Origin of the sequence: Legionella sp. PC1000 (assembly GCF_014109805.1) — a bacterium.
GTDB lineage: Bacteria > Pseudomonadota > Gammaproteobacteria > Legionellales > Legionellaceae > Legionella > Legionella resiliens.
Genome location: NZ_CP059400.1, coordinates 1,602,796 through 1,626,904, shown reverse-complemented (window position 1 = coordinate 1,626,904; position 24,109 = coordinate 1,602,796). Strand labels below are relative to the sequence as shown.

Here is a 24,109-nt window from a genome sequence, read left to right as displayed (position 1 = left end):
AAAAACACATACACGGATAAAAAGAATAATGCTAGACGACAGTGATCAACGAAGCCAAGCCACAAATCCTTCCATATCATTTATCGTACAAGCACCAGCAGGTTCAGGTAAAACTGAAATTCTTACGCAGCGTTATTTGCGATTGCTAAGTACTGTAACCGCCCCAGAACAAATTGTCGCATTAACATTCACCCGCAAAGCCGCAAGTGAAATGCGCGAACGTATTGTGCTTGCATTGCAACACGCAGCAAATAATATAAAAGCCAATACACCCCATCAACAAATGACACTCGATTTTGCTCATGCAGCCCTTCAGCATGATAGCCACTTTCAATGGAATTTATTACATCAGCCGAATCGATTAAAAATCATTACAATTGACGCTTTATGCCAAAGTATCAATCAGGCAATTCCTCTCTTGGAGAAACAAATTGCTTACTCACAAATTACCGAAAAAGCGAACACTCATTATTTAAACGCTGGTCGACGCTGTATTCAGTTTGCTCTAACAACACCTGAATATCAAAAAGCGATAAAAACACTCTTGTTGCATGTCGATAATCGTCAGGATCGATTACTTGAATTATTTACCGTACTGCTTTCCCAAAGGGATCAATGGTTAGTTCCCCTCTTTCAAGCACGCGCTCAAGAAAAATCAACTTTTGAACGCGCACTGCGACTTATAGAGCAGCATGAATTAAAACGGTTCACACAAAGTTTGCCCTCACATTTGGCTCTTGAGTTGACTCAATGTGCTCGCGAATTGGCAATCATAGAAAACAATCCCCAGTCACCGCGCTATCAGCTAAAAGATTGGTATGATTTTCAACAAACCAATCAAGAGATTGCGGCCGCTTTAAGTAAACTCTTGCTTACAGGAGATGCGCATTTTCGCAAAAGTTTTGATCATCACGTGGGTTTGCTCAGTACCTCCTGTGCTCCGGATGAATATAAAAAACTCAAAAATGCCAGCAAAGAATTGCTCAACGAACTCAATGAATATCCTGATTTCCTTGCAGCATTAATTCAAGTCAGCAATTTACCTGAGCCAGAATATGATCCTGAGCAATGGGAGGTTCTGCAAGCACTCTTTTTGTTACTTCCACTTCTTGTAGGTCATTTACACGTTTTATTTAGCGAACAAAATGAAGTTGATTTCACTGCAATATCTCAGCAAGCATTAAGTGCATTAGGTGATGTAGAAAATCCTACCGACCTGGCTTTATATTTAGATCATGCGCTTCATCACATTCTTGTTGATGAATTTCAGGATACTTCGATTACCCAGTTTGAATTGTTAACCAGGCTTGTCAGTGGATGGGAGGAAGGAGATGGGAAAACTCTTTTTATCGTCGGTGATCCCATGCAATCCATTTACCGTTTTAGGCAAGCAGAAGTAGGATTATTCTTTCGCGCTAAAGAACAAGGCATAGGTTCCGTCAAACTCCAATCACTGCAGTTGTGCTGCAATTTCCGTTCAACACAAACGATTGTAAACTGGGTAAACAATCAATTCTCCGATATCTTCCCCAAACAAGTTGATATAGAGTCTGGCGCAGTTTCATTTCATCCCAGTAAACATGTTATTCAGGATGAAAAATACAGCGCCATTCACGCCATTCAATTTAAAAATCGAGAACAGGAAGCAAAAAAACTCATAGAAATCATTCAAGATGAATTGCAAACCAATCCTGAGCAAACTATGGCTATTCTGGTCCGCTCAAGAACCCAACTTGGTGAAATCATTCGCCTCTTGCGCCAACATCAAATTCCCTATCGGGGTACTGATATCACTTTATTAGCCAATCTACGCCATCTGCGTGATGTTTGGTCATTAACCCAGGCTTTACTCGCTCCAGCAAATCGTCTCTCTTGGCTCGCTGTACTTCATAGTCCTTATTGTGGTTTGGCTTTAAATGATATCCATGCCATAGCTCACTTTAACAAAAAAAAATCGATTTACTTTGCCTTATTGCATTTAAACGAAATCCATGGACTAAGCGAGGAAGGAAGAGTTCGCGCTAATTTCTTTATACACGTCATGCACAAAGCACTGACCCAAAGATATGAAAGCAGGCTCTCAGTCTGGGTAATTCAAACTTTAAAAGAATTACACATTAACAATATTCTAAACACCAACCAACTCAATGATCTCGAACAATTCTGGACCTTACTTGACCGCTATGAACAAGACGGTCGTTTACCGGATATGAAAGAATTTCTCTCAGAATTCAATAAACTCTATTCACAGCAAGCAAATCCTTCTCGTTTGCACGTGATGACCATTCATAAGTCCAAGGGACTTGAATTTGATACTGTATTTTTACCCGGTATAGGCGCACAACCTAATCGTGGCGATAATCCCATGTTACGCTGGCTGAATTTGCCGACTCAAAAACAGGGCAATTTATTACTGATGTCGCCTATACAAGCTGCACATCAGGAACATTGTGCTTTATATGATTACTTAAGCCAACTAGATGAAGTAAAAAGCCATTATGAAACACAACGATTACTGTATGTTGCCGTGACTCGAGCCAAGTCGCGTTTGTATTTAATGGATCATTCAGACAGATCCTCTAAGGCTTCATTTAAAACACTTCTTAAGCATCTAGAATTTACCGAAAATGAACCCACGCTCCTTGTTGAAGAAAGAAACTTGTCTCTTCCTAAACTCTTAGGCTTGCCCCTTGATTATTACCAAAATAAAGAATCTGAAATTTCTAATCTTTATTTTAATATAAAAACAACGTCTTCTCCTTTATCAACAAGTATTCCTAGGCTAATTGGTATAGTAACTCACCGATTATTGCAATGGATCTGTGATAATCATCCAAGAGCTATAACGGAAATTCCCTGGAACCTCGCTCGTTACGAATTGATAAAGTTAGGTTTTGATGACAAAACCCTACATGAGGCACTATTTAGCATGCGGGAACATATTTCCCGAATGTTTAAGGATCAAATAGGCTTTTGGATTATTAGCAAACATGACCAAGAACAAAACGAATACGAATTATTGGTGGAACAGCAAAATAGACCCATTACTCGCATTATTGATCGTACTTTTGAGGATCAAGGCAAACGCTGGATTATTGATTTCAAAACTGGAAAAGAAGATGGAGATTTATTGGTGAAACACCGACAACAATTAGATGAATACGGTTCTTATCTATCAGAGCATACCTCCCTTCCTGTCTATTGTGGTATTTATTATCTTCCCAGCAATCATTGGGTTAGTTGGCAATATGAACGTTCAGAACTTACGGTTTGATCTGTGCAAACAAATTCTATGAAATAACACTGCTCTGCGTTATCATTCCTCTTTTGTGTTTAAGGGACAATCCATGACCACTGAAAATACTGTAATCCACTTGATGAGTACTCTAAAAGATCCGTTTCTTGCTCTTACAGGCAAAGAAATGAATTTACAGTGCAGTCTTGAAATGACAAATAATCAACTGCTCATCAACCTAACTGCTGGATTTCCCTGTCACTTACTTGAAGAAAATTATAAACCCTTATTACTTTCTGCCTTACAATCAGCATTCCCAAATCAGCACATAGTAATTCACATCAATCAACGGATCAAACCACACAGAACGCAACTCGTTGGCAAAGGCTTGCGTGGAGTTAAAAACACTATTGCTGTAGCTTCAGGAAAAGGAGGCGTGGGAAAATCTACTGTAACCGTCAACTTAGCGACTGCACTAGCTCGCTTAGGTGCACAAGTAGGTATTCTAGATGCTGACATTTACGGCCCAAGTATGCCTTTAATGCTTGGCAAAACGGAACCCGTGCAAATCAGTGGTGAACATTACCTTCCTGCAAAAGCGCATGGAGTACAAACGATGTCTATTGGCTATCTAACACATGGTGAACAAGCACTAATCTGGCGAGGTCCTATGCTTGCTAAATCACTAATCCAAATGTTGGATATTACCCTTTGGCATGATCTGGATTATTTATTTATCGATTTACCACCTGGTACCGGTGATATTCAATTGACTTTAGTACAAAAAATTCCCCTCACCGCCGCTATAGTAGTGACTACCCCACAAAACGTGGCAACTCTTGATGCACAAAAAGCGTTAACCATGTTTTCTAAAACAGGAGTTGATGTGCTGGGTATTATAGAAAATATGGCCACTCATATTTGCAGTCAATGTGGACATCAAGAAGCAATTTTTGGTGCAGGTGGAGCAGAAGCGCTTTGTGCTGCACACCAAACCACATTACTCGGACAACTTCCCTTAGATGGACGCATACGACAAAACTGTGATGAGGGTTCTCCTACAGCGACTCAAGCGCGCGATAAGTTAACAAATACATTGCTTGAAACAGCGATGAAGAGCGCTATTGAGTTGTCCAAAAAACCAATTAATTATGCAGACAAATTCCCCAAAATTGTTGTTGAGTGAACTCTTTGGAGGCAGGTATAATCGAGTAAGGCCATCCCTTATTCCGCTACAATAAGATTCAGGGTAAAGTCCATTAAAATAATAACAATAAATAAATTGAGCCATGGAACGATTAATAATAATAACACTAAGTATCCTATACTCCTGCCTGACTATAGCCAAGTCTTCCTATCAAGTTGATTTAATTATATTTGCCCATCCAAATCAAAACCCGCAAATGGCCGTTGATGCACCTCTTATTCCAATGGGTGCAAATGCTATCCCCTTGAAAGTGGATACAGAAAAATCAGGAAAACCTTATCGTTTGTTATCTTCATCCTCATCCAGCCTGCGCGATGAATATTACCTGCTAAGTCGAAAATCGCATTATCAAGTTTTGGGTCATTACTCATGGAGACAACCGGCCAATAATCAAAGCAGTGTCGCTCTCCCTGTAGTGGACCATAATGGGTGGCAAATACAGGGCACATTAAATGTGAAGCAAAGTAATTATTATTCTTTTGATGCAGAATTACAGATATCACCGCCCAACAATCCACAATCCTCATTCACTGTGTCACAAAAACAACGCCTAAAAGATGATATCGTTTATTATCTCGATAATGCTCAGATTGGTATGCTCGTTAAAATTCATAAATTGGGATAAATATTTTTATCTGGGTGTACCAGCTATCTCTTGATCACATCTCTGCCTATGCCCCGCGGCTTGTCCCCGGGGGCCATTGTTTTAGGGTAGATCTTCTGGATCCCGCGGACAAGCCGCGGGATGTAGGTAGAGTTGGAATGATTTTTCAGAGATACTTATAAGATTCAGGGTATCGCAACGGGCCAGGTTTTCATGGAATCGCTAGTTCCGCTGTGTACTCTTCTATCAATTTTCATTTCCCAGGGGGGAAAATCCGATCAAATACAGTGGCTCCCCCTTCGACAACATGGTTCGTTGTAGTATTTACATCGGAGATACCAGGATTAGTCTTATTTGAAAAAAAGCCCCAAAAACCATTTCCTGATTGTTTGCTTCTGCCTACTTCATGCAATCCAAATAATGCTGCAGCAGTAAGAGTCAGTGAGGCAAATGGACCTAATCTTCCATAAAAAGGCGACATAAATAAATTTCCAAAACTGATTAATGCACCAGTCTTTAATGCTTTATCAGGATTTATTTGATCTCTAGGCATACTACTTCTTCCTTGATAATTTATTAAAAAAATACGTATTATGGACGCTTGGTTTCACTTGGCATAATTTCGTCAAATATCGCCGCACCTCCAACTACGATATTATTCACAGTATTTTGCACTTCTGTACTTTTATCACCAGTGATTCCTCCAAAAAAGGAATTCATGCCATTTATTCCGTTTCCAACAGCTCTTCTTTTTTTACCTATCTCATGGGCACCATATAAAAATGCACTGGTCGCAACAATTGCTGTAGTCAAACCTAATTTAGCATCAACCCAATACAGAGGAGCTAAAATTGTATTCCCAAGCGCCAGTAATGCACCTGTTTTACCTGCATCATCAATATTGATTTTATCTTGAGCCATATCAATTCCTTATGATCATTAGTTTGAATAATCAGACTATGTGAGCATCAATAAAATTGCAAGCATAAATTTAATACATCATCATGAGCAATATTAAACCAAATACAATGTGAATTGAATTTGCTCTCTTTGTAAATTATAATTTCATATGACGGAGTCAACTTATGAGCCCATAATGTCTCAAAAAAGCCGAATTATTGATGCGCTCACCTTATGCCTCAGGCAAAAGTCCAATAAGGATTTTAAATTAAATAAATCAGCGGCTTATACTGGACTGACCGATTTATATGAACACTATGCTTTAGAGAATAAAACGGAGCAATTTTTTGAAGCATTTGAACAATTATGCAGGATACCGGATGATTATCTACTTGGAGATAATCCAATTTTGGATAATTTTATCATTCAATTGGGAAAAGTTTTTCATCCCCAAAAACCGGAAAAAAAAATAACTCGCCCTACCCCATGGTGGCAAATTGAACGAGAATCCTTGCTTGCAATTGCAGAAACGCGTTCACCTTGTTATGTCTATCACTGCGCAACACAAATAGCCCAGGCGAAACAATTACTGAACCTAAAATCAATCGACACTTTATTTTATGCAATTAAAGCCAACTCACATCCTTCGATTTTAAAAATATTGGAAAAAGAAGGTATTGGTTTCGAATGCGTTTCGATTCAGGAGTTAAAGAGAATATCAGCCCTATTTCCAGAGATAGACAAAAAAAGAATTTTATTTACTCCCAATTTTGCACCAAAAACGGAATATGAATTTGCAATGAACTTAGGTTGTTATGTGACAATAGATAATTTGTACCCTTTAGAATATTGGACTGAGCTGTTTCAAAACCGCGACATCATCCTGCGTATTGACCCAGGTGCGGGCGCAGGTCATCACAAACACGTCGTGACAGGGGGGAATGAATCAAAGTTTGGCATTAATCAAAAGGATATAAGACAACTTAAAACGCTGACTCAGGAAAATAATATCCGTATCATTGGTTTACACTCGCACTCAGGAAGTGGAATTCTTACCCCAGAACTTTGGGAACAAACTGCTTTAATACTCACGTCGCTTATTCAGCAATTTACCAATGTGCAATTCATTAACTTAGGCGGCGGCTTAGGGATTGTTGAAAAACCAGGACAAAAACCCCTGGATCTCAAGAAACTCGATGCACGCTTATTGGCAGTAAAATCGCATTACCCTCATTTAAAATTCTGGATGGAGCCCGGCCGTTTTTTTGTTGCCGAAAGTGGTGTCATCCTAGCCAAGGTCACTCAATGCAAAGAAAAAGGCGAAGTAAAATTTATCGGAATCGAAACGGGGATGAATTCATTAATCAGACCCTCTTTATATGGTGCTTATCACGAAATTGTCAATTTAAGTCGGTTATACTCGGAAAAATCTGGTTTCTCGCATGTAGTAGGTCCAATTTGCGAATCAGGAGATACACTGGGATACGACCGTTTATTGCCTGCCACACATGAAGGAGACATCATTCTAATTGCGAATACTGGAGCCTATGGACACTGTATGAGTTCTTATTACAATTTAAGATCACCTGCGCATGAAATTATTCTAACAGCGTAATTATAAATTTTTATATTTTTCCTAATCTGAAATCTTAGCTTGTTTCAAATTGAATAATTTTAAATCATTATGAATTGAGTTAAATTAACATGTCACTTATAATCGCAACAATTAAAATAAATGAGATGAACTATGCCCAATCAAGGCAAAATTATTAGCGCAGTAAATCTTTGTCTAAAGCAAAAAAACAACATCGATTTTGAATTGAATAAAAAAGGAATTTGTGCTGGACTGGCTGCTTTATATATCAAATATGCTTTAGAAAATAAAACCTCACAATTTTTTTATTTGCTTGATAAGTTAGCCACCCTGCCCAGTACATATAGTTTTGGTACCAATAATGCCATTGATCAGTTCATAATCCAAGTTGAAAAAGCATTCCGAACTGAGGAGTTCAGTCATTATGAAATCCTGCAAAGTGATATTGAAAAACTCTTGTATATTGGGAATAAACCGTTAAGAAATGAATTTAATTTAGGATTCATAACAGATGAAGAACACTGGAGAGAAATCTTCAAAAAAATTGCCCGCAATAATCGATCCTATTTAATTTTCAGTAAAAACCATGCAATCGCTTTATCTGTCGCAAATGGAAAATATACTTATACTGTTTACGATCCGAATTACAATAGAAAAACAAAAGAATTTGAAACAGTTGATGAATTAATCAAGGAAATTAAAGACTGCTTTGAATATAACGATGATTCTTTCGGTCTAGTAATTCGTGCATTTGCACATCCCAATGCAACTCCTGAACACTACCCTTCTCATGATGAATTACATCAAATTGCCTTTGTGAGTCAGGCGGATGCGAATTCGAGTTTCTTTGCGGCCATGGCACGTGATATCGAAACTCTCAAATACTTATTTCAACAAAAGAAAATCAACTATGATAACTTAGGGAAGGAATATTTTCGTCCCGAGTTTAATGATCTTTTATTGCAACAACCTAAATCACCGATTTTAAAAAATGCCATCTTGCGAGGAATTTTACTCACCCTATTTGGAAACCTTAAAGAAGCAGAAAAGCTAATTGCCCATTATCTCCAAACATACCCTACAAGAGAACACGATGAATTAAAAAATGAACTGCAGAAGTTTCTTAATGAACCAGTAAAAGCACGCTTGTTATTAATGAAAAGAGAGGCAGATTACAGTAAAATATTAAAGTTATTTGAACAATTAAGCCTCTCTCAAGAACCTAAAAATCAAACAACTTATTACCATTTGCAACTTTTAACTTTTGTTAAAAAAGAAGTAGATACTGTAACAATAAATCAGTTTTTAAGTAAGTTATCCCCAGAACAAATAATCAAACAAATTCAATGTGCTGCCATTGCTAACCAACATCATGTTTTAAATCTGTTAATCAATCAATTAACGACTTCCAAAATTGATCCCACGTCATTCCCTTCCATTTTCAATAAAGAAGTCATCGAAGAAATTAATGCGATTACTCTGAAAAGACTTCTCGAAAATGGGTTTACTATCGATATTCAAGCCCCAGATTTGCTCACCCAGTGTATGGAACGCAATGATAAAACTATTTTCGAAACTTATGCACGCGCCTGGGCGGAACAAACAAAACAGTCTACAGTTTGGAAAAATATTGATGAACATCAGTATCAGTTAATTGATTTAAACACTTCCATAGGTTCAACTAACTTGCTCAATATATTGATTTTCCTGCGACGTAATGAGCATGTCAAAAATGCCTGGCAAAATAATCTTCCTGAAGAAGTAATCAAAGGTGCGCTTACTATTGCCATATTGAACGGCAATAAAGAAATGAGCATATTTCTCCAGGGCAAACTGGAATCTAAAAAAAGTCATCTTGAACAAGAAACCTTGGAGTTTCTCTATAAAAAAGGATTAGCAGAAGAAGACTTATCGATTTTGTCCACACTCGCCCAATTAAATTTTAATGTCTTGCACAATATCCAAGACGTACGCGCACTATTCATGTTATGTTTTGACTATGATGACTATTCAATCATCGAAAGGTGTTTTGCAAAAGCAAGTCCTAAGATAAAGCAACTCTTTTTAGAATACAGTTTAAACTGGAATATTGCCCCGGCAATAACGCTCTGTGTACAAAAGGAACCACAGCTTTTTAATGAATACCTCAATGATGCAACTACAGATCCTGGGAAACTGACTAAACTCAATCGAGTAGTTAACATGCTTCCGCCCGATACACTTTCATTGAAACATGATGAGTCCACTCAAAAAAAGGTGGTCAAAGATTGCTTTAAAAGAAAGCTTCTGGGGCTAGGAAAAATATTATGCAGCAAAGTAGCCTGGGAAGAGGAAGAACTCGATGAACTCCTTAATGAGTTAATCCAAGACAAAAATGAAAATGGGATCATATTGCTGCTACAAAGCTTCCCAGCTTTAAAACAAAAACCAAAACTTGTATCTCTGCTAGAACACAATAATTTATTAAAACCTATAGATTTTTTACTGACTAAAGAGAGAGTAATACTCGAACAAGAATTAACCGAACAAATCTTTATTTCTGCTTTAGCCAGCAACTATAAAAGATTAGTTGTTCAGTTTTTGACTCAGGGAAGCATAGCTCCAGAAACTAAATTAAAACAGCCTCTTGTAGAATCACTTAAACAAGCAATAGAAAAAGGTAATGATTCTGCTTTAGAACCATTTATTGAATCTACTCTTAATTTCGGATTAGATTTCAAAGAATTGTTTCTTTTTAGCTGTTCCCAAAAGCAAACAAAAATAGCCAACCTGCTGCTTACCAAAGAATTTACTCTGAGTCCCACTGAACAGCAAAGTGCTATTCATCAATTATTTGGCGATCAATCCACTTCTACTCTGTTTGATACAGTCTATGCTCAAGGTTATGGCAGACTTTATCAATTAGTATTAAAAGCTAATGTACAAAACCCCAGAACCTCATTACTCAATTCGATTAAGAATCCAGAACACGATCCTTTATTCCAAAATACTGCACTCTATTTAAATCCTTTAAAACGTGCAATTAAAGAAAAGAATGAGAAGATATTTAATACCTTGTTTGAACAAAGTGATCTACCAGGTGAACCCGATGAAAATATTTTAAACTTTTTAAAAGATCCGGTTCTTTTTGCAAAAGTTATCCCTTTATTCGAAAAAAAATACGGTGTAAAAAAATTATTAGATGCAGCTTTTAAGCAAAAAAAATGGGCAACATTAGCCAATCTTATTGAGAATAAAGAATTGGCTGATTTGGATGCAGATTCGCAACAATGGGTTCAAGAGCATGATGGAGACATCATTAAAGCATACTTGGAAAATCTTGAAGCACACTTTGATAAAATTGACGTCCGCCCGCGGCTGTTTCGACTTCTAACTAACACAAACTCATATATCCTTACTCAACTCGCAGTTCCATATCGAGAAGTAATTCAAAAAACTCTGGAACGTATTGAGTTTAATATGCTAGAAAAACAACTTGATTTAAACAATCAAATTTATCGCTACACCTTTAACAGTTTGCCATTAAAACAAGCACTTGAGGAGCTTGGTAAAATATTCGAGGAATGCCAGAAGATTATTAGAGAGCAGAACATTGATCTCGATAAGGCCATCGAAAATTCAGAGATAGTAAATCATCTGGCGCAAATAAAAAGAGTTATGGCAGGGCAAAATATTTCTCCGGATTACCTGAATGAAGAACATGTTGCGCTTTTGGAAAGGTTGATAGAAAACCCTCGCTTTAAACAAGTGTGTCAATTGGAATTTAAGCTTTATTGTTTACTCAGGCAATTTAACAAACCGCTTTCAGGACAAAATGAAGAAACTCAAAAAGAATTTAATACCACAATAACATTACTTCGTGAAACCTTAGAACAAACAAACTTACCTGCGCGTTTTGTTTTACCTGAGATTCAGAGCTATTTCCCACCGCCTCCTTCCGTGAGTTCGCCAACACGACAAAAAAATGAAGAACGATTACCTTCTAAATCAGTTACGCCCCAACCTAATCTAGCTGCCTTGCAAAAAAGATGCATGCAAGCATTGGATTATTATCTGCAACATCGGGATCAAACTTTAAGCTGGTTTTCTTATTTTTTTGATTATTATCGGGGTCAAACTCGTGCTCAACACTACAAAAATTTAATTAAATCGGCACAGACAGAACAAGAAGTCTATCTTCTAGAATATGCGATCCTGGTTAATGATGATGGAACTCAATTAAAAAAAGATTTAGTGTCCCAACTGAAATTTAACGATGAAGATACGGCTAAAAAACGTCTCAAAAGAGCAATTCTAAATTCTTATACTGAGGAAGAGTTACTTCATCTCGATGAATTGATTGAGTCAATCAATCAAAAAATTAATGACGATGATACTACAGCTACTCGTACCCTGTTCCGTGATGAATTAACCTATTTAAAACAAATAAATAATCCAAAAGAGAATTTGAGGCATTATTCATTTTTTCAAGTTAAAAAGCATGATCCAGACCCTGGTTTTTGGCAGTGGATTGCAAACTGGCTTGGTTTTAGCAGTTCTTCTACTGAGGAGAACAGATTGTCTTTAAGACCATAATATAAATAGAGAAATTATTGTAGCCTGGGTTGTACTGTACTGAGGGATCGTCAGTTTTTTATTTTAAATTTCTCTACGTACTGCTTAAATTTTACTACGTATCGCGCTTTATGCGCGATCTCCAGAACGATATTTTAAGATGCTGCTGATCATTTCTATAGCAAGATCCCCTGGATACCGCGCATAAAGCGCAGTACGTAGGCGAAAAAATTTGTGGAGGTTTCTCATCAAAAACTGAACGTTACCTCAGGTTGTACTGTACTCAGGCTAATTTTATTTTTTTAGAAAATATTCTGCATGAATAAATTATGCTAGGATGAGGCATTCTTTACTGTTTGTACGACATGATGCAGGACGCACTAAAAACATTTTTCCAAAAATACCCGCAGACAGAAGCTCCTTTTATGTATGAACAAATCGCTGAATGGAGCATCACACGCCCTTTGACCGGATTACGTATAATCCATCATGTTCCTGTAGTAACGAATACTTTATTAAAAATAGCATGCTTAATTGAAGCTGGTGCTGAGGTTACAGTCACTAATCCTACAGACTTTTGTCGTGCCCATCCCCATGCGGTATCCTCTTTAAAGGAAGCAAAGATTCGGTATGTAGAAGATCCTCATTCACTTGTCGGGGAAATTTTTGATCTTTATTTTGATTGTGGTGCTCAGCTTTATCAATTTTTGGGAAAGCCAAAAATTGGCGCAATCGAACTAACAGGTTCAGGGGATCAATTTTATCGACAACAAGCGCTTAACTTTCCTGTAATTAGTGTGGATCGCACATTGACCAAACAACTCGAAACAGTTTTTGGATGTGCTGAAAGCAGTCATATGGCTCTGGCTCAATTAACACGAATCAATCCAGCAGAAACATCATGGATTATATTTGGATTTGGGAAGATTGGGCGCGGGCTCGCCTATTTTTGCAGCCAAAATAAAGTACCTGTCCTTGTAGTTGACCCTAATGAAAAGCAAAGAAGTTTAGCACAAAACTTGGGTATCAAAGCGATCGATCCCCAGGATTTCAGCGCGCTGGAACGTGCATTAATCGAGGCGAATGTGGTTGTTACCGCAACCGGAAAAAAAGCAATTATGAGTGATTATCCTCACTCCTGGTTTAGTGGAAAAATTCTGGCAAATTTAGGTGTCTATGATGAGTTTGGCCCTCATTTTAGTGATGAAGAAGTCTTAAATCATAAAATGCCAGTTAATTTTATACTCAATGATCCCACACCAATGAAATATATCGATCCGGAATTTTATATCCATAACCTTGCCGCATTAACGTTCCTGAAAGAAAAACTGACGCCGGGGGTACATGGGATATCAGCAACATTAGATAATAGTATTATTAAGCGCTGGTGTGCCTACCACTCATTTTCCTTAGATACGATAAATACTTGGTTATATTTATAGTACTTGGAAGCACTATAGCTTTGTAGCCTGGGTGCAGCGAAACCCGAGATCAAAGAATTCCTTCATACCCCTAACCCCAGGTCAATGCGCCGCACCCAGCAGACAAGCTACAATAAGTGCTCACATTTTTTAAAATAAATTTACACTTTCTCCAGGATGCTATATATTTCGCCTTTTTGTCGAAACAGAATTAATGAATTTATTAGCCTCAACACATTCATGCAAATCCAAAAGAACCACCATATGGTTAGTCGGCGTATTTTTTCTATTATTTCAATTTTTCTTACAATTATCTTCTGGAATTGTTATTGGCGCCATAATGCATGAGAAACAACTCACTGCATTCACTGCCGGCCTACTAAGCAGTGCCTTTTATTATGTCTATACCACAATGCAAATTCCTGTAGGGCTTCTTTTTGATCGATTTAATACACGAACCTTAATGTCCTTAAACGCACTCTTGTGTGCTTTGGGCTGTTTATTATTTTCTATAGGAAATAACTTATTTGTGTTATTCCTTGGCCGACTGATTATCGGAGGCGGCTCCGCTTTTGCATTTGTGGGTATGACGCGAATACTACGCCAACATTATCCTCTAAAACATTATGCTTTTATGATTGGGCTTACCGAAACACTAGGATTTACAATTACTGTATTGAGCATGATTGGAATGGGATCGCAGATAAATCACATTAGCTGGCATTATTTTCTTGCAGGAGCCGGAGTAGTTGGTCTTTTAATTGCTGTTTTATGTGCGGCGTTTATTCCCAGTAACAAACCTGTAATCAATAATTATCAGCAGTATAAAAAGCATTTGGTGCTCATGTTAAAAAATAAATTGGTATGGTTTAATGGATTATTTGTTGGATTAGAGTTTTCGGTTATTACTGTTTTTGCTGCAATGTGGGCAGTTCCTTTTCTCCAGTTAAAATTGAAGTGCTCTCTAGAATGCGCCAGTATTCTTACCTCAATGATCTTGTTGGGGGCGGGGTTGAGCTGTCCCATTTATGGTTGGCTCTCCATACAACTGTCTCGGCGCAAACCGTTAATCCATATTTCCTGTTTATCAACTGCCATTTTATTCATCCTTGTTCTTTATTTACCGATACATAACCTGCTGCTTGTTGGAATTATGTTGTTTGCAATTGGACTGTGTTGTGGGGCCTATATGCTTGCGTTTACCATTGCCAATGAACTGGCACCGCCCGAATCACTCTCTGCTTGTACTGGATTCACCAATACGTTAGCCATGGCCACTGCCCCACTCCTACAGCCGCTTGTAGGTTATTTACTTGACTACGCCAAAAGCAATACTAATAGCTATACCTTAGGGGATTATCAACTTACTCTTTTAATCATTCCAGCTGCATTAGTAATTGCCAGCGTTTTATCCCAATTTCTCCCGGAGAAAGAGATATAGTTACGCTAACTATTTATCTTTTCTCCTTTTTTACGTTTCTTTCTCGCCATGCTTAATTTGATTAATAAAACCTTAATAATTAACCTATAAAATATACAATTATTGATCAGCATGTAGTTATTTTATATGGCAGAAGCCAAAAGAGAGCCCAAACCCTCCAAACCTAAAAAAGAAATTACCCACTATGTCGTATTGGGTGATAGCCTTTCCGACGGTAAAAATATGGGTGAAAAGTTTTCTTTCCTAGGCTCCTGGATCAACGGATTATGGAAAAAAACATTAGGATTAGATAAGTCTCCTAAAGAACGCTTCACCAATGGTTATACTTGGGCAGATGTGCTTCGAGCCACTCTCATCAGTAAATTCCTTAATGACGATAAAATAAAAAAAGATTCTGCACGTCGTTTTGGAAAATATAACCTGGATAATACAGATATAGGTGATGATGTTCTCTATTCACCCGAAAAAAATTATACTGAAGATGAAATACGATCAGAAATAAGAGAGGTACGACGCAAAAAGCGAATAGAAGCCAGAGAAGAAGCACATCTATTTGCGCCAGAAGGTCCAATAAATCCTAGGCATATAATAGATAACACGGATATAGCTGATGTTGCAATCGCACATCGACATAAAACGAATGTTCAACGTGAGTTTATTCAGAGAAAAAGGGGACTTTTAAAAGCTCCTGCTCTGCGAGAATCTTCTGATGATATATCGGATCAGGTAATAACAGATCCGCGTTATAGAAAAGATATTGAAGAATATTATTCACTCGATAATGGCCGTACTGCTCAATATAACGGACAAAATTTCTTTGCAAACTACGCCCAAGGCGGTGCAACATCCTATAACTACAGCTGGAGTGGTCTTTTTCTTTCCATTCTTTCTCCATTTACCTCGATAAAGCTTTTTTTCACTCGCTTAATAGTATCCAACTTGACTAAGCAAGTGAATCAATTCTTAGAAGACGTTGAGAAACAAGAAATTTCCGACGAAAAAGAAAAGACTTTGATTACTGTATTTTCTGGAGCCAATGATTTAATTACAGCTAATTCAGAACCAACAAAAGAAGCAGCTGATCTGGCTATAAAAAGTAACCTTGAGAATATTAAGAAATTAATGGATAAAGGTTATAAAAATATTGTTCTATGTAATTTGCCCGATTTATCATTAACGCCGCGTTTTCAGAATAAGCCTAAATCAGAACGAGATAACGCTGCAAAAATAGCAAAATATTATAATGAGAAATTAAAAGCTGAATATGAAAAACTAAAAAAAGATTATTCTGATTGCTCTATTGATCTATTCGATATCAACACTGTCTTTAGTAAGATTTATGATGATGTTCGTATACACGGTAAACAATCAAAATACGCTCAATACTTTGACGTCAAAAAACTAAAAGAAGCGTACAAAGACTCATCAGATTATAAGATAAATCCTGATGGAACATCTCCTGGTATGAGGCATATGTTTTGGGATGATGTTCATCCAACCGCCACCATGCATGCCTTGTTAATGTCTGAATTTTACAAAAGTAAAGAAGTCCTGGGTCAATACAAGATATCAGCGCCAAAAGAGCAAAGCACAGAACATTTATGCGATATATTTCAAAAAAAATATGATGAAAAATTGGAAAACACTTGGTTTAAATTTTTGAGTTGGAATAAAGAACTTCCTATTGACTATGATGAACCACAGAAAGCACTTGTCACCATATTGCGCTATGCACTCGATAAACATAACAAACAGGCAAACTTGGTACGTGATGCGATGGCGGATTTAGGTTGGTGGGTAAATGATGAGCCTAATATGTGTATCCCAGCTCTAGCCGATGCCATGTGGATTTTAAATCCTAAATTAGCACTACAATTAGAAGCAAAATTAGACCCTCATCTGGAACAACCACAGTCTACTTCGCATAAAAAGATGACGAAGGCATTAAATGTAGGGGGGGAATCTACTAAAAAAACAGTTCCTCCAGAGCTTGCTTTGCCTCCTGAAGTAGTGAAAAAATTAAATGCAATGAGCAGCACTCAAGCTACAAGCCGCAAGGACAAGAAGCAAGAAGAAATAGTGCAACCGGAAGGTACAACTGTTGAAAGAGAAGATTCAACCATGATACTTACCTAAGATATTCTCATGCCTGAGTACCTAGTCTTAATCCCAGGCTGCGGCACCTGAGGTATCGTCAGTTTTTATTTAAAATTTCTCTACGTACCGCGCATAAAGCGCGGTACGTAGGCGAAAAAATTATTGGAGGCTCTTCGATCCCTCAGTGCGCTGCACCCAGGCTGCGAAACGAATAAAAATCAAGCCGTTAACTTGACATTCTTCATATCGAGTTCAGTATTTTTTAAAAATGATTGTTGCGTCACAAAACAAAAACCCTCTCGACTGTCTTTAGAAAAGCCTGCAACAGTATGTGTTGTGGGATCATTTGCCTTCAGAGTATTCACCAATGTTAAATGCAGTTTGGGCAATCCAATACTCAGCATGCACTGATCATCTTTTAAAGGCTTTAATGAAACAAATTGAGACATTTTTACTTTATTACCCAAAGGATCAAGCCAACCTGCAACAGCTGCGCTGGTTGCATCCTTTTCTTTAAGATTTGCAAAATAAAATCCATTCTCATCATTTAAACGACAAAAAGTGGTATTAATCTCATGAGCATCTTTTTGATCGTTGTTTAACACTAATTTACCAAACCAGGCTTTGTTCCCGGTAACAAATTGTTCTTTATCATCAATCCGTAAATGTCCATTAAGCTGGCTTGTCTGTAATACGGAAAATTGTACACCAGGACGCAAGACTAAGGTTTCATTGTTCTTATTTTCTTGCTTTAACATGTCCACCTTGAAATTAAAACCTTTTTTGTCTGCTGCTTTAACACCAAAAATCCAGCTGTCATTAATTGGATTGAAACGAATAAACGAATTACCGACATGCCAATCAAGCGTTGTCGATTGTTCTTTTTTTTCTTTGCCTTCGTAAAAAAATACCAATTGGTTTGTTTGTCCATCAATTAACGCAGCTTTAGTATGGAAATCTGAGCCTTGACGCTGCATTTCAAAAAAATAGCCGTATTTATCCCCGCTCTCATTTTTCACCATACCCGAAAAAGTCCAACTTCCAATGGTTGGTTCGACGGATTGTACCGGTTGCGGCATGGGCTCCACTTCAGATGCAAACACCCCTGTACATATGTGGAATATTATTAAAAATAAAAAACAGCGAATCCAAGCAAACATAATCAGCAATAACCCTTTAACTGTTGATGTAACCACAATGCGTCCCAAAATGCATCATCCAATACAGCGTCCACAGGTAAATAATGCATGGTGTCCGAACTGAATGCTCGGCATTTCACTGCATCTTTTTCCGTCATAATAATAGGTGATTTGGAATAATTCAAATCATCTGGCTTAAACTGATAATGATCAGGATAAGAACAACTGTCGAATTCTATCCCTAATTGCAATAAAGTGGAATAAAAACGTTGAGGATTACCAATTGCAGCAATCGCTTCCCATTTTCCATATGTATGTACATCAATGTCCTCATCCGTACTTAATTTTTTAATTTTTCCGGGTTTTAATTTCATGGGATATGCATTGTTCCATTGACCTTCATTTACCACAATAAAATCAACTTGTTCCAGGCGCAGAGCAGATTCTCTTAGGGGGCCTGCCGGTAAACACAAACCATTCCCTAATCCCCGAGTCCCATCAATAACAGCAATTTCAATAGCTCTTCCCATACGGTAATGCTGTAATCCATCATCGCTGATAATGATTTGGCTTTGATGTTTTTCTAAAAGATAGCGTACAGCCTGGGTTCGTTTGGGAGAAATTACTACCGGACATTTGGTTTTTTGTGCTAACAGCAAGGGCTCATCTCCAACTTTTAGAGCGGAATCATTGACTTGAACCTCATAGGGGAATTGCTTTATTGTTGCTCCATAACCACGACTCACAATGCCAACCCTTAATCCTTTTTGTTGTATTCTCTTGGCCAATTCAATAACCAAAGGGGTTTTACCCACCCCCCCAACTGTTATATTACCAACAACAATGAGAGGAACTGGGCAACTTATTTGACTAAAACGTTGCAAAAAATAGCGTCTAGCCGAAACAATCACGGAATAACCCCAAGATAATGGACGCAATATCCATTGTAGAGGGTGATGATGGCCATACCATAGCTGTTCCAGGAACGAAGACATCAGGCTAGTGCATCCTCATGAATTGTATCTGAGTTTTGTATGCCTTGAAGCTGGGCGTAATATCCTTGTGCATCAAGTAATTCTTGGTGGGTGCCTTGCTCTACAATGCATCCGTTCTGCATCACAATAATTTTATCTGCATGCTTAATCGTTGATAAACGGTGTGCAATGACTATAGTCGTTCGATTTTTCATTACTTCTTCTAAAGCAATTTGTATGAATCGTTCTGATTCACTATCCAAGGCAGATGTTGCTTCATCGAGAATTAAAATGGGTGCATTCTTCAAAATGGCACGCGCAATTGCTATTCTTTGCCGCTGACCGCCAGAAAGCAACACCCCATTTTCGCCAACACGTGTATCATACCCTTCGGGTAAACGACTAATAAATTCATCGGCAAACGCCATTTTAGCGGCGCGTATAATTTGTTGTCGGCTTACATCTGGGCGACCATACGCTATATTATTAGCCAAAGTATCATTAAAAAGCGTCACATTTTGGCTTACCAAAGCCATTTGCTCACGTAAACTGGCTAAACTTATTTGATTGATGGGTATATTATCCAGAGTAATCATACCTTGAGTTACTTCATAAAAACGAGGTAATAAACTGGCTATAGTCGTTTTACCGCTTCCAGAATGTCCTACCAATGCAACTGTTTTACCCGATTCAACAGTAAAATTTACATCATGTAATACCTTTTCCCCTTGTCTGTAAGCATAAGATACATGCTTAAACTCTAGAGAGCCCTTTGATCTTTGCGATAGAACAATTCCTTGGTCTTGTTCTACAGGGAGATCCAACAGATGAAAGACACTTTCTGCTCCAGCCAACCCTTTTTGAATTACCGCATTTAAAGTAGTGAGGGTTTTCATCGGTTTAATTAACTGAATCATTGCCGCGATAATTGCTAAAAAAGATCCTGCAGAAATAATCACTACCGTAGACAATTTAATGGCTGCCGCAATGATTGCTGCAATCCCTATACCGATAACAATTTGCACTCCAGAGACATTAAGTGCCTTACTTGCTGCAACTTTCATGTCGTTCTGACGTGAATACTCTATGGCTTTAGTAAATTTTTCAGATTCATAAGAAGCACCTCCAAAAATGCGCACTACTTTATAACTTTCTATTGCTTCACTCGCAATCTCAGTCACCTCGACCATTGTTTTTTGTACTTTATGACTGATTCGTCGCACACGTTTATTGGTGTAGTTCACAATAAGACCAACAAAGGGAATGGTTAACAGAAACATAAGGGATAATTGCCAGCAAATCACCATCATGACAGTGAGAAAGCCTATAATTAAACACGTATTTTGAACAATATCTGTCAAAGCCTCTGCACTAACCTGAGCTACTTGTTCTACATCATAAAGAATTTTAGAAAGCATTTGTCCTGAAGTTGCTTCATCGTAAAAATCCGCAGGTAAGCGAAGAATATGGTTAAAAACTTTTTCCCTTAATACTTTAACCACAGCGCGCGCAACCCAGGTCATACAATAACTGCCCACGGAGCTCACCAGCCCCCTCAAAGTAATCCCTATTAGAATGATATAAGGAATTTTTTTAATAAAATCCATATCAACATTAATAAAACTTTTATCAAAAAAAGGCCGCATCATGTAAGTAAAACCTGCATCAATCAGGGAATACAAAATATTGGCAAAAATACCTAATGCCAGTATGGCCCAAAATGGCTTCACATAAGCTAACAAACGTTTGTATAAAATGCTGGTTTTAACAGAAAGTTTCTTTTTCATGACAAGTGGTTCAATCGAAACATGGGTTATTGTAACTGTTATTACATTGAAGTGCTAATATTCCTTAAAGCGCCTATGCGCCTGGGTACAGCGCAATGGAACCAGGGATGAATATTCGTTCACATTTAAAAACCGCTGCCGCTATCTATTGGCAAATAAACATCATTCCAAGGTCATTTTGATTCGTGTATAGGCACAATGAAATCCTATTTTTTGCACATTACAATCGGAAACGCTCCCAGGCTCTGTTGTAACCGTTGCCCAAGACAACCCATGCTGTTTTGCTGTATTCAATCGGGTTACTAATAATTTTTTTTGTAACCCCTTCCCTCGGTAAGCAGGTAAAGTACTGGTAACCCCTAAATCACAAAAGTCGCCATGCATGGCAAGTGTTGCCCCAGCTACAATGAACTCATTATCATAAACAGCATAGGCACTGACTCCCTTAGATTGGGCATAACGAACAAATTGATCTTCAGCTTCAGGAGCATCAAAGCCTAGCGCTACTCTTTTCGCCCACTCTCTTGTTTCGCTGGATTTTATTTTTCTAATTGTTAAAGAACCTGCAGCGCAATCAAGTGGTTGATATGTTTTTAAATCCAGGATTGAGACATTATTTAATTCACTGATGCAATAACCCCGCTGACTTAAAAATGCGGTGAGTTCATTTCCGACAAAAGGACATAATTCAATATCTACTCGTTTATGATTTAATGTCTTATAAAATTGTTCTATGCATTCAATTTCAGACTGAAAATGCTTAAATTTCGTATTAAATCCCCATCCTACTACCTGTGACAAGTATGAATCAAATCCTGAAAAACACGCAGCTCCTCCATTAATTTCCAAGATCTTTCCTTGAGAATACTGCTGTGTTACTTCGATATGAGTTTGCTTGATGCAAGACTCCATTTGTGCTGTCAGATCTTTAGTAATACATTTCATCTTAAATATTATTCCATCGAATCCAGAGAAAATCTCACGAATTTTGCCTTACGTACCGCGCTTTATGCGCGGTATCCAGAGAATCTTACTTTAAAAAAGAACTCAGGAATACTTCAACGCATCGTCCTGGATACCACGCATAAAGCGCCGTATATAGAAGAGATGAACACAGAATTCTTTTATCTATTTATCTACTATTTTATTTTAATCCTTTTGCTAACTCATATACCAACCCAGGTCCCTGGTAAATCAAACCCGTATATACCTGGATTAATGAAGCACCTGCATCCAACTTTGCCTGCGCGCTCCTGCAATTATCGATACCCCCGACGCCAATTAAAGTTACGTCGTTACCTACATAGTGTTTTAGCAAGCGCAAGCACTGAGTAGATAGCTCCCATACCGGTTTACCGCTTAGCCCCCCGGTTTCTTCAGCATAAGGTAAATGAGACACTCCGTTGCGAGAGCAGGTTGTATTCGTCGCAATAATTCCTTCAATACCATAATTCAAAATCACTTCAGTCATTTGTTTTAATGTTTCTGGCGCTTCATCTGGTGATATTTTAATCACCAAGGGAACATGGCGCTGGAATGTATCAGATAATTTAATTTGTTCCGCCTGAATTTGCGACAATAAATTGGCAAAATACTCTTTCTGCTGTAATTGGCGAAGATCGGGAGTATTCGGTGAGGAAATATTGATGGTTACATATGAAGCATATTCATACACTTTTCTCAAACAATGAATGTAATCCTCCGCAGCATGCTCTAACGAAGTCTCTTTATTTTTACCGATATTGATGCCCAGAATTCCTTTATAATGTGCTTTTTTTACATGGTTCACCAAAGCATCTACACCCTGGTTATTAAACCCCATGCGATTAATAATTGCATCAGCTCCCGGTAACCGAAATAATCGTGGTTTTGGGTTACCGATTTGTGGTCTTGGTGTGACTGTTCCCAATTCGATAAAAGAAAAACCTAATTTGGCTAATGCATCCAAATGCTCTCCGTTTTTATCCAAACCTGCTGCCAAACCAACAACATGAGGAAATTGTAATCCTAAGGCTGCCGTAGGTTTAGGCTTAGCCTTTTTAAAACAAAACTCAGGTACATAATGCAAAGCAGATAAACTAAAAGTATGTGCACTTTCAGGATCCATACTAAAAAGTAAAGGACGTAACATTGAATACATAAAAAACCTTGATTTTCCTGGGTTATACTACGTGTCATCTCTCTTACCCACGTCCCGCGGCTTGCCCATGCGGAACGTAGGGTTAAAATCGTGTACTTCTTAACTTAATGGCAAAGGCACAGCGCTTTTCCCTAACTTACTTTAATTTAGATATCACATTTCTGCGCCCAAACACGCAGCATTGCGTTTTCAGACTTATGCAAATGATAATCTACTTCTCTAATTTCTACTCCGTATCCTTCTTTTTGTAATTCAAGCAATACGGGACCTAAGAACTCAGAGGTCTTACCTTCCACGTCATTTAAGGGAAAAATTCTTACTTCTTTGGCTACTCTTGCTAATTCACGAATTACATTTACATGAAATTCGACTGTTTGATCTTCCAAATCAGCAAACAAGTAATTCGCGCTTAATGCAAAATCAAAAGAGAAATCCGGATAAGGTAAATGGTAATCTGCTGCACCATAATATCGTCCTTCAGCCTTACCCTGCTCATAATCGGCAAAGAATTTTTTCATGCCATTACGACGGTTTTCCAGTAATTGCTCTATACCTCCAGTGCGGCTGAAATCAAATTGATCTTGTTCTCGACGTACTTCATCTGCCATTTGTGCAAAAATCATAACCGCCTTGGAGGATAATGTATCTTTATCCAAAACAAACAAAGGATCACAACTTACGGCTTGATGCGCTTCCTGAAACTGTTGGGCGTTTACTGCACTGGGACCACATCCATATTCTAAAATCTTGGAATTCATATCCTCTTGAGACAAATCAAACATCTCACGATACTCATCAACACTATGTCCCCAGAGTACTAATTTACGCATGAATGACTCTCCTAAATAGATAACCTGAAACGCTGAAATTTTGACTTAACTACTCGTTGGTAGTTTTCCTTGGCTTAAGATTAGGCGATTTTTTAAATCAGGTAAAGGAGCATTTTTAAAAACATTCATGCAGTTTTGAACAAAATGAACGCATTCGGACATGCTGTAGATATCGATTTATTTAAA

15 protein-coding genes and 1 pseudogene are annotated in these 24,109 nt (G+C 37.9%); 8 read left to right on the top strand and 8 right to left on the bottom strand.

All coding sequences use genetic code 11. The annotated features are described in order from the left end of the window. Window positions 1–28 precede the first annotated feature (28 nt). The 3 genes from FOLKNPGA_RS07095 to FOLKNPGA_RS07085 all read left to right on the top strand — a co-directional run bounded on the left by FOLKNPGA_RS07095 (window position 29) and on the right by FOLKNPGA_RS07085 (window position 5,067). On the top strand, window positions 29–3,274 hold the full coding sequence (locus FOLKNPGA_RS07095) for an exodeoxyribonuclease V subunit beta (protein WP_182352374.1): 3,246 nt from the start codon (window positions 29–31) through the stop codon (window positions 3,272–3,274). A 73-nt stretch (window positions 3,275–3,347) separates the two neighbouring features. Next, the gene (apbC, locus tag FOLKNPGA_RS07090; protein WP_182352373.1) at window positions 3,348–4,421 is read left to right on the top strand and encodes an iron-sulfur cluster carrier protein ApbC; all 1,074 of its coding nucleotides are present in this window, start codon (window positions 3,348–3,350) and stop codon (window positions 4,419–4,421) included. Between the two features lie 103 nt (window positions 4,422–4,524). Further along, window positions 4,525–5,067 carry a CsiV family protein gene (locus FOLKNPGA_RS07085; RefSeq protein ID WP_182352372.1) on the top strand — a complete coding sequence of 181 codons (543 nt, stop codon included), beginning with the start codon at window positions 4,525–4,527 and terminating at the stop codon, window positions 5,065–5,067. A 232-nt stretch (window positions 5,068–5,299) separates the two neighbouring features. Here the strand turns inward: FOLKNPGA_RS07085 and FOLKNPGA_RS07080 are convergent, their stop codons facing one another. Next, window positions 5,300–5,599 carry a hypothetical protein gene (locus FOLKNPGA_RS07080; protein ID WP_182352371.1) on the bottom strand — a complete coding sequence of 100 codons (300 nt, stop codon included), beginning with the start codon at window positions 5,597–5,599 and terminating at the stop codon, window positions 5,300–5,302. Window positions 5,600–5,637: 38 nt separating this feature from the next. Further along, the gene (locus FOLKNPGA_RS07075; protein ID WP_182352370.1) at window positions 5,638–5,967 is read right to left on the bottom strand and encodes a hypothetical protein; all 330 of its coding nucleotides are present in this window, start codon (window positions 5,965–5,967) and stop codon (window positions 5,638–5,640) included. A gap of 454 nt (window positions 5,968–6,421) precedes the next feature. On the opposite strand from FOLKNPGA_RS07075, the pseudogene lysA reads away from it, so the two are divergent. From lysA to FOLKNPGA_RS07050, 5 genes and pseudogenes are all read left to right on the top strand, one after another. Continuing rightward, window positions 6,422–7,561, top strand: a pseudogene (gene lysA / locus FOLKNPGA_RS07070) (diaminopimelate decarboxylase); the annotation flags it as partial. Between the two features lie 132 nt (window positions 7,562–7,693). Continuing rightward, complete coding sequence (locus FOLKNPGA_RS07065) at window positions 7,694–12,115, top strand: hypothetical protein (protein ID WP_182352368.1); 4,422 nt, start codon at window positions 7,694–7,696, stop codon at window positions 12,113–12,115. Between the two features lie 344 nt (window positions 12,116–12,459). Then, window positions 12,460–13,536, top strand: coding sequence for a saccharopine dehydrogenase NADP-binding domain-containing protein (locus FOLKNPGA_RS07060; RefSeq protein ID WP_370529193.1), 1,077 nt, complete (start codon window positions 12,460–12,462; stop codon window positions 13,534–13,536). 193 nt (window positions 13,537–13,729) lie between these two features. Beyond that, window positions 13,730–14,956 carry an MFS transporter gene (locus tag FOLKNPGA_RS07055; RefSeq protein ID WP_182352367.1) on the top strand — a complete coding sequence of 409 codons (1,227 nt, stop codon included), beginning with the start codon at window positions 13,730–13,732 and terminating at the stop codon, window positions 14,954–14,956. A 126-nt stretch (window positions 14,957–15,082) separates the two neighbouring features. Beyond that, window positions 15,083–17,092, top strand: a complete 2,010-nt coding sequence (locus FOLKNPGA_RS07050; protein ID WP_182352366.1) for an SGNH/GDSL hydrolase family protein — start codon at window positions 15,083–15,085, stop codon at window positions 17,090–17,092. A gap of 179 nt (window positions 17,093–17,271) precedes the next feature. Here the strand turns inward: FOLKNPGA_RS07050 and FOLKNPGA_RS07045 are convergent, their stop codons facing one another. The 6 genes from FOLKNPGA_RS07045 to FOLKNPGA_RS07020 form a co-directional block, all read right to left on the bottom strand. Next, window positions 17,272–18,213 (bottom strand): hypothetical protein, encoded by a 942-nt coding sequence (locus FOLKNPGA_RS07045; RefSeq protein WP_182352791.1) that lies wholly within the window; start codon window positions 18,211–18,213, stop codon window positions 17,272–17,274. A gap of 2 nt (window positions 18,214–18,215) precedes the next feature. Next, window positions 18,216–19,187 carry a tetraacyldisaccharide 4'-kinase gene (gene lpxK / locus FOLKNPGA_RS07040; RefSeq protein ID WP_182352365.1) on the bottom strand — a complete coding sequence of 324 codons (972 nt, stop codon included), beginning with the start codon at window positions 19,185–19,187 and terminating at the stop codon, window positions 18,216–18,218. Next, window positions 19,187–20,953, bottom strand: coding sequence for a lipid A export permease/ATP-binding protein MsbA (gene msbA / locus FOLKNPGA_RS07035; RefSeq protein WP_182352364.1), 1,767 nt, complete (start codon window positions 20,951–20,953; stop codon window positions 19,187–19,189). Before msbA ends, lpxK begins: the two co-directional genes overlap by 1 nt. Before the next feature lie 162 nt (window positions 20,954–21,115). Continuing rightward, the gene (locus FOLKNPGA_RS07030; RefSeq protein WP_182352363.1) at window positions 21,116–21,898 is read right to left on the bottom strand and encodes a GNAT family N-acetyltransferase; all 783 of its coding nucleotides are present in this window, start codon (window positions 21,896–21,898) and stop codon (window positions 21,116–21,118) included. Between the two features lie 199 nt (window positions 21,899–22,097). Then, on the bottom strand, window positions 22,098–23,093 hold the full coding sequence (locus FOLKNPGA_RS07025) for a quinone-dependent dihydroorotate dehydrogenase (RefSeq protein WP_182352362.1): 996 nt from the start codon (window positions 23,091–23,093) through the stop codon (window positions 22,098–22,100). Window positions 23,094–23,239: 146 nt separating this feature from the next. Further along, a complete protein-coding gene (locus FOLKNPGA_RS07020; protein WP_182352361.1) occupies window positions 23,240–23,923 on the bottom strand; it encodes a hypothetical protein in 684 nt (227 codons plus the stop codon). Window positions 23,924–24,109 lie beyond the last annotated feature (186 nt).

What these genes read in the sequence shown, in the direction of transcription:
- FOLKNPGA_RS07095 (WP_182352374.1), top strand. Translation starts at nt 29, where the DNA reads ATGCTAGACGACAGTGATCAACGAAGCCAAGCCACAAATCCTTCCATA.
- apbC (WP_182352373.1), top strand. Translation starts at nt 3,348, where the DNA reads ATGACCACTGAAAATACTGTAATCCACTTGATGAGTACTCTAAAAGAT.
- FOLKNPGA_RS07085 (WP_182352372.1), top strand. Translation starts at nt 4,525, where the DNA reads ATGGAACGATTAATAATAATAACACTAAGTATCCTATACTCCTGCCTG.
- FOLKNPGA_RS07080 (WP_182352371.1), bottom strand. Translation starts at nt 5,599, where the DNA reads ATGCCTAGAGATCAAATAAATCCTGATAAAGCATTAAAGACTGGTGCA.
- FOLKNPGA_RS07075 (WP_182352370.1), bottom strand. Translation starts at nt 5,967, where the DNA reads ATGGCTCAAGATAAAATCAATATTGATGATGCAGGTAAAACAGGTGCA.
- FOLKNPGA_RS07065 (WP_182352368.1), top strand. Translation starts at nt 7,694, where the DNA reads ATGCCCAATCAAGGCAAAATTATTAGCGCAGTAAATCTTTGTCTAAAG.
- FOLKNPGA_RS07060 (WP_370529193.1), top strand. Translation starts at nt 12,460, where the DNA reads ATGATGCAGGACGCACTAAAAACATTTTTCCAAAAATACCCGCAGACA.
- FOLKNPGA_RS07055 (WP_182352367.1), top strand. Translation starts at nt 13,730, where the DNA reads ATGAATTTATTAGCCTCAACACATTCATGCAAATCCAAAAGAACCACC.
- FOLKNPGA_RS07050 (WP_182352366.1), top strand. Translation starts at nt 15,083, where the DNA reads ATGGCAGAAGCCAAAAGAGAGCCCAAACCCTCCAAACCTAAAAAAGAA.
- FOLKNPGA_RS07045 (WP_182352791.1), bottom strand. Translation starts at nt 18,213, where the DNA reads ATGTTTGCTTGGATTCGCTGTTTTTTATTTTTAATAATATTCCACATA.
- lpxK (WP_182352365.1), bottom strand. Translation starts at nt 19,187, where the DNA reads ATGTCTTCGTTCCTGGAACAGCTATGGTATGGCCATCATCACCCTCTA.
- msbA (WP_182352364.1), bottom strand. Translation starts at nt 20,953, where the DNA reads ATGAAAAAGAAACTTTCTGTTAAAACCAGCATTTTATACAAACGTTTG.
- FOLKNPGA_RS07030 (WP_182352363.1), bottom strand. Translation starts at nt 21,898, where the DNA reads ATGAAATGTATTACTAAAGATCTGACAGCACAAATGGAGTCTTGCATC.
- FOLKNPGA_RS07025 (WP_182352362.1), bottom strand. Translation starts at nt 23,093, where the DNA reads ATGTATTCAATGTTACGTCCTTTACTTTTTAGTATGGATCCTGAAAGT.
- FOLKNPGA_RS07020 (WP_182352361.1), bottom strand. Translation starts at nt 23,923, where the DNA reads ATGCGTAAATTAGTACTCTGGGGACATAGTGTTGATGAGTATCGTGAG.